The 12,960-nt window shown below is 41.5% G+C and carries 13 protein-coding genes; 5 read left to right on the top strand and 8 right to left on the bottom strand.

Annotated features, from left to right (window positions below; genetic code table 11):
• The first annotated feature begins 23 nt into the window (after window positions 1-23).
• Window positions 24-1,295, top strand: a complete 1,272-nt coding sequence (gene serS / locus AC3IRX_RS08130; RefSeq protein WP_489209580.1) for a serine--tRNA ligase — start codon at window positions 24-26, stop codon at window positions 1,293-1,295.
• Window positions 1,296-1,388: 93 nt separating this feature from the next.
• On the opposite strand, the gene AC3IRX_RS08135 is transcribed toward serS, so the two are convergent.
• The 8 genes from AC3IRX_RS08135 to AC3IRX_RS08170 all read right to left on the bottom strand — a co-directional run bounded on the left by AC3IRX_RS08135 (window position 1,389) and on the right by AC3IRX_RS08170 (window position 10,201).
• Window positions 1,389-2,132, bottom strand: a complete 744-nt coding sequence (locus AC3IRX_RS08135; RefSeq protein ID WP_489209581.1) for a sulfite exporter TauE/SafE family protein — start codon at window positions 2,130-2,132, stop codon at window positions 1,389-1,391.
• The gene (locus AC3IRX_RS08140; protein ID WP_489209583.1) at window positions 2,123-2,578 is read right to left on the bottom strand and encodes a FixH family protein; all 456 of its coding nucleotides are present in this window, start codon (window positions 2,576-2,578) and stop codon (window positions 2,123-2,125) included. The genes AC3IRX_RS08135 and AC3IRX_RS08140 overlap by 10 nt, the downstream gene beginning before the upstream one ends.
• 8 nt (window positions 2,579-2,586) lie before the next feature.
• Entirely contained in the window at window positions 2,587-4,044 is a 1,458-nt protein-coding gene (ccoG, locus tag AC3IRX_RS08145; protein ID WP_489209585.1) for a cytochrome c oxidase accessory protein CcoG, read from the bottom strand.
• Window positions 4,045-4,124: 80 nt separating this feature from the next.
• Window positions 4,125-5,003 carry a c-type cytochrome gene (locus tag AC3IRX_RS08150; protein ID WP_489209587.1) on the bottom strand — a complete coding sequence of 293 codons (879 nt, stop codon included), beginning with the start codon at window positions 5,001-5,003 and terminating at the stop codon, window positions 4,125-4,127.
• A 5-nt stretch (window positions 5,004-5,008) separates the two neighbouring features.
• Window positions 5,009-5,206, bottom strand: coding sequence for a CcoQ/FixQ family Cbb3-type cytochrome c oxidase assembly chaperone (locus AC3IRX_RS08155; RefSeq protein ID WP_489209588.1), 198 nt, complete (start codon window positions 5,204-5,206; stop codon window positions 5,009-5,011).
• 23 nt (window positions 5,207-5,229) lie between these two features.
• On the bottom strand, window positions 5,230-7,485 hold the full coding sequence (gene ccoN / locus AC3IRX_RS08160; protein WP_489209590.1) for a cytochrome-c oxidase, cbb3-type subunit I: 2,256 nt from the start codon (window positions 7,483-7,485) through the stop codon (window positions 5,230-5,232).
• Between the two features lie 4 nt (window positions 7,486-7,489).
• Window positions 7,490-7,696 (bottom strand): cbb3-type cytochrome oxidase assembly protein CcoS, encoded by a 207-nt coding sequence (gene ccoS / locus AC3IRX_RS08165; protein ID WP_489209592.1) that lies wholly within the window; start codon window positions 7,694-7,696, stop codon window positions 7,490-7,492.
• 120 nt (window positions 7,697-7,816) lie between these two features.
• A complete protein-coding gene (locus AC3IRX_RS08170; protein WP_489209594.1) occupies window positions 7,817-10,201 on the bottom strand; it encodes a heavy metal translocating P-type ATPase in 2,385 nt (794 codons plus the stop codon).
• An 83-nt stretch (window positions 10,202-10,284) separates the two neighbouring features.
• Here AC3IRX_RS08170 and AC3IRX_RS08175 point away from each other — a divergent pair, with 83 nt between their 5' ends.
• The 4 genes from AC3IRX_RS08175 to AC3IRX_RS08190 all read left to right on the top strand — a co-directional run bounded on the left by AC3IRX_RS08175 (window position 10,285) and on the right by AC3IRX_RS08190 (window position 12,948).
• On the top strand, window positions 10,285-10,998 hold the full coding sequence (locus AC3IRX_RS08175; protein WP_489209596.1) for a Crp/Fnr family transcriptional regulator: 714 nt from the start codon (window positions 10,285-10,287) through the stop codon (window positions 10,996-10,998).
• 93 nt (window positions 10,999-11,091) lie between these two features.
• Window positions 11,092-11,907: a 3-methyl-2-oxobutanoate hydroxymethyltransferase gene (gene panB, locus AC3IRX_RS08180; protein ID WP_489209597.1), complete on the top strand. Its 816-nt coding sequence runs from the start codon at window positions 11,092-11,094 to the stop codon at window positions 11,905-11,907.
• Window positions 11,907-12,242 (top strand): hypothetical protein, encoded by a 336-nt coding sequence (locus AC3IRX_RS08185; RefSeq protein ID WP_459082589.1) that lies wholly within the window; start codon window positions 11,907-11,909, stop codon window positions 12,240-12,242. The genes panB and AC3IRX_RS08185 overlap by 1 nt, the downstream gene beginning before the upstream one ends.
• Window positions 12,243-12,264: 22 nt before the next feature.
• Window positions 12,265-12,948: an RluA family pseudouridine synthase gene (locus AC3IRX_RS08190; protein WP_489211482.1), complete on the top strand. Its 684-nt coding sequence runs from the start codon at window positions 12,265-12,267 to the stop codon at window positions 12,946-12,948.
• The last annotated feature ends 12 nt before the right edge of the window (window positions 12,949-12,960 follow it).

Raw genomic sequence — 12,960 nt, forward strand, 5'->3', positions numbered from 1 at the left:
AATAATATTATCACAATAGAAGGATGCTACAGATTAGTTTTATCAAAGAGAACAAAGCGCTCGTATTAGAGGGACTTAAAAAAAGAGGATTTAAGCAGTTGGATCTTGTAGAAACGGTGGTGAACTTAGACGATAGACGTAGAGCCGTTCAATTTGAGCTAGATGAGAATCTCGCGCAAAGCAGACGAATTTCAAATGAGATCGCACAGTTCTTAAAAGAAGGGAATAAGGAGGCAATCCAAGACGCAAAGCAGAAGACTACCGCTTTTAAAGAAAAAAGCCAAGAGCTTAAAAAAGATTTAGAGTCTGTAGAGAAGGACCTTCTAGAAGGATTGTATTTGATTCCAAACATTCCCTACGAGAAAGTAAAGGCAGGTGTAACTCCAGAAGAGAATGAAGTCATCTTTCAAAGTGCAGAGGAGCAGCCCATGCCTAAGGAAGCACTTCCTCACTGGGAACTCGCAAAGAAATACAACCTTATTGATTTTGAATTAGGAGTGAAGGTGGCAGGCGCTGGGTTTCCGGTTTATTTTGGGCAAGGAGCAAGGCTTCAACGCTCCCTGGTTCAATATTTTCTAGATAAGAATGTAGATGCTGGATACTTAGAGGTAAACCCACCTCATGTAGTGAATGAGGCCTCCGGATATGGAACAGGACAGCTTCCTGACAAGGAAGGACAAATGTATTATATCGGAGCGGATGATCTATACCTGATTCCTACAGCGGAAGTTTCCGTTACCAACCTTTATCGCGATGTGATCGTAGAGGAAAAGCAATTGCCTATCCTAAATACGGCATTCTCTCAATGCTATCGTAGAGAAGCGGGTAGTTACGGATCTCATGTAAGGGGACTGAATCGCCTTCATCAGTTCGAAAAAGTAGAATTAGTGAGAATTGAGCATCCTGAAAAGTCTTACGAGGCATTAGAGGGAATGGTTGAGCATGTAAAATCAATTCTAGAAGATTTAGAGCTACCTTACCGTATTCTTCGTCTTTGTGGGGGAGATATGGGCTTTACAGCGGCAATGACTTACGATTTTGAGGTTTGGAGCGCAGCTCAGGAGAAATGGTTAGAGGTGAGTTCGGTTTCTAATTTTGAAACCTTCCAAGCCAATCGTCTCAAATGCCGATACAAATCAGGAGATGCGAAAGCGCAACTCGTGCATACGTTAAACGGTTCTGCGATGGCCTTACCTAGAATCATGGCGGCGTTGCTTGAAAACAACCAAACATCAGAGGGAATTCGCATTCCAAAGAAAATTGCGGAGTATACTCGCTTTGAGTTCATAAAATAGAAGGCCTACGCAAAGTACCTTTCCATTATAAAGCAAAAGCCAGATTTGAATGAATCTGGCTTTTGATTTGTATCTTATATATTTTGATTTTGCCTAATGGCAAGTAGAATGATCTCCATGCTGGTGCTGTAAGGAGCCATTATGTTCTACTTGGAGAGCACTAGAAGGTGGCGATAGATAGGGTATCCCTAACTCTAAAGCTCTAATAATAAATAGAGATCCCATGACGAGCATGAGGATAGGTACTAATTTTAAGACTTTTAATCGGAAAGCTTGGGTCATTATTCCTCCTGCAAAGACCACCGCGAACATGAATGGAAAGGTTCCAAGGCCAAAGAGAAACATAAAGGTAGCCCCTTGCCATACACCTCCTGCTGCCAGGGAGGCTGTAAGCGCCATGTAGACCATTCCGCATGGGAGCAGTCCATTTAAGAGTCCTGTGGTAAATCTAGATTTGTAATCCGAACGTTGTAAAAGGGTACCTAGGGCCATTTTCACTTTTAATAGGGGCTTATTTAGGAAAGAAATCTTACTAACGAAATCGTTTCCTCCAAAGGAAAATAAAGCCATGCATATGAGCAGTACACCCACGGCGATGGTTAAATACTTTTGGATCCCTGCCATTTGAAAGCCTTGCCCAATCAGACCTAAGAAGGCGCCTAAAATACTATAGGTGACCACCCGCCCAAAATTATACGTGAAGTTCTGCAATTGGAAACGAATCGCTTCGTTTTTGGTGAGTCCCATGGAGAGAGCAATGGGTCCGCACATTCCAATGCAATGAAATCCCGAGGCAAAGCCAAGGCCTAAAGCGGTTAAAATTAGAGCTATTTCCATAGAATGTCATAATCCAGTTGGTACGGAACGCTTTTCGATTCCCAATTGATTTTTAAGGTATAAGAACCGGGGAAAAGAATTTGTTTCGGAATGTGAATTTTTCTTCCATTCTGAAAGGGTAGTTCTTTTTCCGCATCAAGTTTAGCATCGTCCGTTCGAAACAAATGAAATTTGACCTTGTTTTGATCCACCAGTATGCTTTCTGGAAATTCAAGGGTAATGCCCTGACTGTTTTGATTGTATATCGGTTTTTCTTTTAACAAATCTGCTTGGTTTTTTGCATCAATGACGTCTTGATAGCGCAGTTCTTCCTCGTAGTAATCGCGAGACACCATTTCTGCATTTTGCCATCCTCGACCAAAGATAAAAACGAGCGATAGAATGAAGATCATAAAGGCGCCAAGTGCGACCACAACTCCATGTCCCCATGTAAAATTCTTTAGCATAGCTTCTTTTAAAATTGTAATTTAAACGGTCCTTCAAAATAAGTTTCAAACGAATCTAGAAGTTCCCCCTGTTCGTTGTAAACCCCGATGGTTACATTTTGTTTCGAAAGGTTGATGTTCTTTTCTGGGAAACTTACATTCACCGTCCCTTTCGTGATTTCATTTTTCTTTAATTTAATTTTGTCCGAGTTACTAAAGGTAATGGTTCCTTCTTTTGGTTCCACCACTTTAATGGTAACGACTTGGTCCTTATTGGATTTATTTAGGAAGGTGTAGTTGTAGATATTTGTTATTTTTCCATGCCGAAGGAAGAAGGTAGATCCTGCGGGCTTAATAAATTTGGCCTCCATGGTTCCACGGTTGTTCAATAAGAATCCTAGGAATCCAAAGAGAAGCACTAGGACAAGGGAATAAGCTTTCATTTTCCCAGTGAACACAAACGGTCTTTCCTGTTCAATTTCATCCTCCGTTGCATAACGGATAAGTCCTTTCGGAAGACCTACTTTTTCCATGACCTCATCACAGGCATCAATACAAGCTGTACAGTTTACACATTCTAATTGCTGACCGTTACGAATGTCAATCCCTGTCGGACAAACGACCACACATTGGTTACAATCAATACAGTCTCCTTTGCCTTCTGCTTTTCGATCTTCGCCGTTTCTCCATTTGGAACGATTTTCGCCTCTTTTAAAGTCATAGTAAACGTTGATGGTTTGCTTGTCAATAAGAACTCCTTGCAAACGTCCGTAGGGACACACGAGCGTACAAACCTGTTCTCTAAGCCAGGCGAATACAAAGAAGAAAGCAAGGGCGAATAGAATCATGACGATGAAGTTCGTCGGATACACCATCGGCCCTTCTAGCATGATATCATAAACCCTCTGGTAGCCCACAATGTACATGTACATCACATGGGTGACAATAAGTGAGATAATGAGGAATATGGTCCATTTCAAGCCTTTCTTCCAGATTTTCTCTGCATTCCACGGTTGATTTTCTAGTCTTATTTGTTTGTTTCGGTCTCCTTCGATTGCGTATTCAATTTTCCGAAAGACCATTTCCATAAAGATGGTCTGCGGACAAATCCATCCGCAAAAGATTCGACCAAATACTACCGTAAATAAAATGATAAACACAAGAGAGGTAATGGCTCCAATCGCTAGAATAAAGAAGTCTTGGGGGTAGAAAGGTTGTCCCATAATATAGAACTCACGATCTAAAATGTTTAGTAATAGGACAGGATTTCCGTTGATCGTTAAAAAGGGAAGGATAAAGAAGATCGCAAGCAAAAGAATACTTACTAATAGTCGATAATTAGTGTATTTTCCTTTAGGCTTACGTGGGAAAACCCATTTTCTTTTTCCGGTTTGGTCCATCGTGTTGACTGAGTCACGGAATGTTTCTGGATCCAGTACTTGACCTTGTCCACCACGATAGGTATTATGTTCTTCTGGGATTGCCATAATCTATATATTTAAAAAAGAACATAGCTTACTACGAGGTGGTGTAGTAAACTATGTTCTTTATAAGAATTCAAATTGTATTATTTTTGCCAGTTCGCCTCGTCTCCTTGTGGAGCTGCACCACCTTCTGCGACGGTAATTGGCTTTTGTTCTTGGTTAATGTGATAAATGTAGGATGCCACTTTTTCAATGTCATTCCCTGTTAACAGTCCATTTGCTCCAAAGGGAACCATGGTTGGGTTGTTTGGAGATCCGTTCCATACGACATGGAATACATTTTTAAATAACGTTTGCTCCGGTTGGTTGATCCAGTGGTTGTCCGTTAGGTTGGGTCCAATTCCACCACGACCACCATCCATATGGCAAGATACGCAACTCGTTTTGAATATCTCTTCTCCTTCAGCTACATAGTCTGCATTGTAAATAGCACTTTCAATGGTAGCCTGCGGGGCCGTTTTTAGGTATTCTTCAACTGAGGCAATTTGAGCCTTGTATTCGTCGTCATATTCTTTAATTGGATCCGCAAAATCAGTGAAGAAGAAAGCGAGCATGTACACAACGCAATAAACCACTCCAAAATAGAATAGGCCTAACCACCATTTAGGTAGCTGGTTGTCAAGCTCCATAATTCCATCGAATCCGTGGTCGATAAGAATGTCTTTTTCTTCCTTCGCAGATTGCTTTGCAAAAGCCGCTTTCCATAGAGTCTTGAGGTAAGGAGTTTTCTTACTTTCTAGGTATTGCGCTTTTGCTTCAGGAGATAATTCTTTAAACGTATTGTTTTCAATTAAGTCTCCTAGAGCAGAGTGAATGAGTGCCAAGATGATACTGATCACTACCGTCCCCCAATAATAGGGAGAAGAGAGAAATGCAGTACTCTGTACAAACATGTAATAGAGTACAAAGGTGATCGCAAGGATTACGACTATATTAATAATAGCGGGAGTTCTTTGTTTCATGACAGTTAATTTTTTAAATCAAAGGGTTGGTCATCGTCTTCTAGTGGCGCATGGGCCTGTTCGTCGTAGTATTTCTTTGAACGACTGAAGACATACATAATCAATCCAACAAAAAACATCAAAAATAGCAGTAGCGCAAGGGTTTGGTAAAACCCTGTATATTCTTCACTAGAGACGATGTCTTTTAAGTTTTGTGGGATCATGACTTTTTAATACTTAGATTAAATTAGTTATTGCTTGCAGTTTGTACTTGCGTGGTTTTAATGTCCGTACCTAAACGTTGTAGGTAGGCAATCAGAGCCACGATTTCTTTTTTCTCAAGTTCTCCTTCCGGTCTAGACGCATACGCCTGTTTTAAATCCGCAGCTTCGCTAAAGATCTGAGTGACGATGTGCTTCGCTTGGTTATCTACCCAAGCATCTGCTGTGTCGATTTGAGCACTTGTGTACGGAACATCAAACACGTCTTTCATTAGGTTTAATTTGTTGATGGTTTGAGAACGATCTAAATCGTTCGCGATTAACCATGGGTAACGAGGCATAATGGAACCTGCTGAAGTCGATCTTGGGTTGTACATGTGTTTGTAGTGCCAAGAACTTGGGTTCTTTCCACCTTGACGATGTAAATCCGGTCCTGTACGTTTTGATCCCCAAAGGAAAGGTCTGTCGTAGACAAATTCTCCTGCTTTTGAGTATTGACCATTCTTTCCGTTGAATCGTACGACTTCGTCTCGGAACGGTCTGATCATTTGTGAGTGACAAGCGTTACATCCTTCACGGATATAGAGATCTCTACCTTCGAGTTCAAGTGGCGTGTAAGGTTTTACAGCCGAAATCGTCGGTACGTTTTCTTTCACAGTAAGTGTAGGGATAATCTGTACGGCTCCACCAATGGCGACAGCGACAAAGGATAAGATTGTAAGGTAAACCGGCATTCTTTCTAACCAAAGGTGAGCACCCTCTCCTTGTTTTCTTTCTTTTCCGATGTGGGCAAGCGCTGGAGCTTCTGCCGGTACGTTCTTTTGGAAAGAACCTTTTCTAACCGTAGCAATTACGTTCACTACCATTAGGATTGCTCCTGAAATGTAGAGAGATCCTCCTACAAATCGCATGATATAGTAAGGGATGATTGCCGTTACGGTATCCAACCAGTTTTTCCAAAGTAGGGTACCGTCTGGATTAAATTGTTTCCACATTAGTCCTTGAGTGAAACCTGCAATGTAAAGGGGAACTGCATAGAAGATAATCCCTAAGGTTCCAAGCCAGAAGTGCCAGTTGGCTAATTTGGTAGACCAAAGTTTCGTTCTCCAAAGGATTGGAATTACGTAGTAGATCATACCAAAGGTCATAAACCCGTTCCAGCCTAAAGCTCCTAAGTGAACATGTCCAATAACCCAGTCTGTAAAGTGACCAATTTTATTTAAAGTTTTTGTCGCTAGAATCGGCCCTTCAAAAGTAGCCATCCCGTAACAAGTTACGGCCACAACAAAGAATTTCAAGATAGGTTCTTCTCTTACTTTATCCCATGCACCTCTTAACGTTAAGAGACCATTAAGCATACCTCCCCAAGACGGTGCGATAAGCATAATAGAGAATCCGGTGGCAAGTGCTTGCGCCCATGCTGGAAGTGCCGTGTATTGAAGGTGGTGAGGTCCTGCCCAAATGTAAACGAAAATGAGAGACCAAAAGTGAATGATCGACAATTTGTAAGAAAACACGGGGCGGTTCGCTGCCTTCGGTAGGAAGTAGTACATAAGTCCTAATACCGGAGTGGTTAAGATAAAGGCCACCGCATTGTGTCCATACCACCATTGTACCAGGGCATCTTTAACTCCTGCGTAAGCAGAATACGATTTCCACATCGTAAGGGGTACTTCAAGGTTGTTGAAGATATGAAGCATAGCCACAGCAACCCAAGTTCCTAAATAGAACCAAATCGCTACGTATAAGTGACGTACTCTTCTTCTTGCAATCGTTCCAAACATGTTGAGTCCAAACAAAACCCAAGAGATGGTGATTAAGATATCGATTGGCCATTCGTGTTCTGCGTATTCTTTCGAAGTATTAATCCCCATAAAGAAGGTGATTATTGCAGCCACGATCATCAGTTGCCAAGTCCAAAAATGAGCCCACGAAATAAAATCGCTGTACATTCTTGCCTTAAGTAGTCTTTGAATTGAGTAGTACGCTCCTGCAAACACACCGTTACATACAAATGCAAAGATCACTAAGGAGGTGTGAATCATTCTGATTCTTCCGAATCCGAATGCACCGTTAGAGTTGATTAAGCCTTCAATGTTTCCCGCGGCGAGACTTTTTATGGTTGGGTCGTCGGTCCCTAAGAAAAATTCAGGGAGCTCGGGATAGAATAGCATTAAGGCAGCAGTAAGACCAAACAAGAACCCTAAGACACCAAATCCGATGGTGGCGTATAGGAATGCGCGGACAATGCTGTTGTCATAACTAAACTTTTGTGTTTCCATATAATTAATTACTTTTTTCGTCGGTTGTTTCTGTATTTTCTTCTGGAGCTTTTATTTTTTTCTCCGGCCTTATTTCATCCTCAAAGAGTATCCTTACTGCGGGTGATTCGTCGTCTTCAAACTGGCCTCGACGGGCATTAATAATGAAGATTATCAAAAAAACCACTGCCAAAGATACACTGCAAATGATCATCAAATATAGTATATCCATTTCTTAGGCAAATTTAATTTTTTAGGATCGTCAAATTTATGGAAAAATAATGATAAAAGTCATTTCGTGTTAAATTTTGTTAATTTAAAACCCTTCTAAATAGTGACCTTTCCTAAGTTCCTATATCGCAAAATATTTTAAGCTACGTATCCAAGTGGCTAGGGAGGTGAATGCCACCACGGTTATGGAGCTAATTGGCATTAAAATAGCGGCAACCAAAGGAGACATGTATCCTAAAATTGCAATGGTGACTCCGATCACATTGTAAAGTAAGCTGATGGCAAAAGTGAACTTCACAATCCTCATTGCGTCTTTGGAGAGACTTAAAAAATGATGGAGGGTTGGAATCTTTTCTCCCGCCATAATTACATCGGACGAAGGAGTGAAAGAGTTCGTGTCGTCTGCCACTGCAATTCCGATGTTACTTTGTTTTAAAGCACCTGCATCGTTCAGTCCATCCCCAATCATAGCGACATTTTGACCTTTTTCTTGCAAATCTTTGATGTAATTTAACTTGCTTTCTGGATCTTGGTTAAATGCCATACCCCTCGCAGTAGGAATGGTTTGCTTTAGTTTGTTTTTCTCGGATTCGTTATCTCCACTTAATACATGCACTTGGAAAGACTCTAAATGTTGGAAAAGTGGGGTTAGCCCAGATCGATACTCGTTTTTAAATATATATTTCCCTAAATACTCGTCGTCTTTGCTGATGTGTACGGCCGTTTCAAGGTTTGTCGACGCCTGTGAGTTGTACGAGGCCGAACCAATTTTATAGTGGTGGCCTCTTACCACTGCACTATAGCCTTTTCCGGGCTGGTCGACAAAATTCTCAATCGGAAAATACAAATCAGGCTCTTGTAGAAAAGTGTAAAGAGTTTTGGACAAAGGATGGTTTGAGTTCTTCAGTAGAGATTTGAGATTCTGTACATCCCAGGAACTGATTGGACTGCCTTCGTAAAGGATTTGTGATTCGTCGTTGTGAGTGATGGTTCCTGTTTTATCAAATACCAACGTTTGAATTTTGGCTAGTTTTTCAATCGTGAGCGTATCTTTCACATAGAACTTATTTCTGCCTAAAATTCGCATGATATGCCCCAGGGTAAAAGGTGCGGACAGAGCCAGAGCACATGGACAGGCTACAATCAAAATGGCAGAAACCACTTGGAACATCTTTTCCATATCCACTTGAGACCAATAAATACCGGCAAGTAAGGTAATCCCCAAGATCACTAAGGTGAAGTACTTGCTTATGGTATTGGTAAGGTTGTCGAGTCCTGTTTCTTTTTTCTTAAAGGCTTCCTTGTTCCAAAGTTGGGTTAGATAACTTTGGTCCACATTCTTGATCACTTCTAGTTCTAACGCGGCGCCCACTTGCTTTCCTCCTGCATAGATGCGGTCGCCTGCCTCTTTTGGGACTGCGTTGCTTTCTCCGGTAATGAAACTGTTGTCAATGTGTCCCTCCCCACGAATTAGAATGGCATCTACAGGGATGATTTCTTGGTTTCGTACCATGATTCGGTCCCCAATGGAGAGTTCTGAAAGTAAAATGCTTTCCTGCTGACCCTTCGAATCTAATCGGGTCACGGCAATGGGGTAAAAGGATTTATAGTCGCGATCGTAAGAAAGGGAACTGTAGGTGCGTTTTTGAAATATTTTCCCGAGTAGCATGAAAAATAGAAGTCCACACAAGGTGTCGAAGTAGCCGGGGCCATAGTCGGTAAGGGTCTCGTAAATGCTTCGACCATAAAGAACTAGGATTCCGAGTACAATCGGCACGTCAATGTTGATGATCTTGTTTTTCAGACCGTAATAGGCAGATTTAAAATAATCGGAAGCCGAGTAAAACACAACCGGAGTAGCAAGAAGGAACATGATGAATCGGAAGAGATTCTTATACTGCTGCATCCAATAGTCCGTGGTGCCGAGAACGATTTCTACGTATTCGGGGAAGCTGAAAAGCATCCCGTTCCCAAATGCAAAGCCCGCAATGGCTAATTTGATGAGAAGGGTTTTGTCCGATTTTTCAACAATTCGATCTGCTGTTTCTAAGTTGATGACAGGCTTGTAGCCTAAATTGGCTAAAAACTTAGCAAGTTCACTTAGGGGTAATTTTTCAGGATCGAAATAGATTTGCAAAGTCTTTCTCGTAAAATGCACTTGTGAGTAGGAGATCGCAGGATTCAAACTCGATAAGCTCTCCAGGAGCCAAATGCAAGAAGAACAGTGAATGACCGGAATTTTGAAGGTGACTATCGTGGTCTTATCGTCTGAGAAATCCACCACACGATCAAAGATTTCGGGCGTGTCTAAGTAGTTGTATTGGTCTAGGTTGTCATCAGGACGGATCCCAGAGCTTTTGTTCAGCTCATAGAAATTTCCTAATTGATTGAAACTTAAAATTTCATAAACGGACTGGCATCCATGACAGCAAAATACCTTCTCATCGAAAGCGAGTCGCTCCTTTTTAATTCCCTCTCCGCAATGATAACAATTTTCCACTTCCATTTATCCTAGACCTGCAAAATTATGACAAAAATAATTGCCCTTGGTGCTAATTTTACCTATTTTTGCTGATAAATGTCATAGGTATGTCGATTGAGAAACAAGAGCTTATAGATCGGAATTTTCTGAGCGTTTTTAATGAGGATTCTTTTCGCGAAGTCCTATCCGAGGAAGACTTCAAAAAATACATGGCGGCGAAAAGAGAGATTCATATCCATAAGGGGCAATTGCTTTTTGAAGAAGATGAAAATCCGCACGGCGTTTATTTTATTAAGGAAGGAACCGTGAAGCTCTCAAAGTCTGGAGTGTATGGAAAGGATCAGATTCTTCGTTTTATTAAAGAAGGAGATTTGATTGGATATAGATCTCTTTTAATTGAGGAGAATTTCCAAGCAAAAGCGGAGGCCATGTCAGAGGTAACAGCCGTGTTTGTTCCGGGCGATGTCTTTTTGCATATGCTAAAAGTAGATTCTCAACTTTCTTTTACCATGCTTCAGAAGTTTGCATACGAGTTAGGAGAGTCTTCCAATACGGTGACCTATTTAGCGCAAAAGACGGTAAGAGAGCGCTTGGCGGAAGTACTCCTGCTGCTCGAACAGAAGCTGGGTACCGATCCAGAAGGGTTTATTAAAATTGCGCTCACCCGTGAGGAAGTGGCAAATTTAATTGGTACGGCGACCGAAAGTGCGATTCGACTCATTTCTGAATTCAAAAACGACCAATTGATTGAAACCGAAGGGCGGCATATCAAAATAAAAAATCACGATAAGCTCATTAAACTAGGGCATGTGAACATCTAAAAGAGAAGTTCTGAGACTAAGAATCGAGCGTAAATAGGTATATTTATCTACGCATTACATTTAGTCTTTCTAATTAAATACAAAAAGAAATCTATGTCGGTGCATTCTGAAATTAAAAAAGTAACCACAGAGTCCTTGCGAAAAATGAAGTTCGACAAGGAGAAGATCACCATGCTTACGGCATACGATTTTACGACTGCCAAAATGGTGGATGCGGGCGGTGTGGATTCGATCTTGGTGGGGGACTCAGCAGCCAATGTGATGGCAGGCCATGAAACCACATTACCCATTACACTTGATCAAATGATTTACCATACGCAGTGCGTGGTACGAGGTGTGGATAGAGCTCTTATTGTGGCAGACCTTCCTTTTGGTAGCTACCAAAGTAATCCAGAGAAAGCCTTAGAGTCTGCTGTTCGAATGATGAAAGAAGGAGGTGCTCACGCCGTGAAAATTGAAGGCGGTATTGAAATTGAAAAATCGATTCGTAAAATTGTGAACGCAGGAATTCCTGTGATGGCCCATTTAGGATTAACTCCTCAGTCTATTTACCAATTTGGAACCTATAAAGTTCGAGCAAAAGAAGAGGAAGAAGCGGAAAAACTACTAAGAGATGCGAAACTAGTGGAAGAATTAGGTTGTTTTGCTCTTGTTTTAGAAAAAATCCCCGCAGACCTTGCAAAAAGGGTCAGTGAGAGTATTTCCATTCCCACGATAGGGATTGGAGCCGGACCAGATTGTGACGGTCAAGTGCTTGTTTACCAAGATATGGTGGGTATGAACCAAGGTTTTTCTCCTAAGTTCTTACGACGTTACCTAGATTTATACGCTCAAATATCGGGAGCAGTTTCCCAATTTGTCAGCGATGTGAAAACCGCTGATTTCCCTAACGAAAAAGAAAGTTATTAATGAATAATGTAAGTCAATTAAACAAACTGCAAGCTATCGTATCGGTAGGTGCACTTTTATGTCTGCTGACAGGATGGTTCAATTTTTTCAGCCCTGAAGTCAATGAGTTTTTATACCAAAAGCTCTTTTATGTGCTGATCGGAATTAGTTTTGTCCTCATGGCTCCGATTCTAACCAATCCAAAATTTGTGATTCCGATGTATATTGCAGCGGCCTTGTGTGTGATTGGCATTTTTTTCCCGATCGAAAGTCGTTTGGCAGCGCTTAAAACCATTGGACTGTTTGCAGGCGTTTTAATTTCCTTATTTAATCGACCAAGAGTCCCAAAACGTTAAGGTGCAAAAGAGTGCAGCGCAAATTAGTCCCGACCAAATTGCGTATGAGGACAATCATTTGCTTGTTATCAATAAGCATGTAGGTCAGTTGGTTCAAGGAGACAAGACTCAGGACGATTCCCTTATTGAACTTATCAAGAATTTTATCAAAGTACGCGATCATAAACCTGGAAATGTGTTTTTAGGCTTGGTGCATCGTATCGATCGTCCTACTTCAGGATTAGTGATTTACGCCAAGACTTCCAAAGCACTCTCAAGGCTAACTCAGATGGTGAAGAACCGCGAGATTCGCAAGACGTATTGGGCTGTGGTGCCTAAGGCGGGAATTGGAGACACAGGCGAACTTATTCACTATCTGAAAAAGAACGAAAAGAACAACAAGGCTATTGTTTTTCCAAGAGAAGCACCAGGGGCAAAAGAAGCAATTCTCTCGTATCGTGTCCATACTCTACTTGCCAATTATATGCTCCTAGAAGTAGATCTGAAAACAGGACGCCACCACCAAATTCGTGCGCAATTGTCCAAAATTGGAGTGCCTATAAAGGGGGACTTGAAGTACGGGTCTCCAAGATCGAATCCTGACGGCGGAATTCATTTGCATGCACGCCAATTAGAATTCATCCATCCCGTCACAAAAGAACAGATTACGATCACAGCGGAAGTTCCAAAAGGCGATCCCATTTGGCAAGCCTGCATCGAATCCTAAAGTCAACTTATT

It is taken from the genome of Epilithonimonas sp. KH_059, from assembly GCF_057838485.1.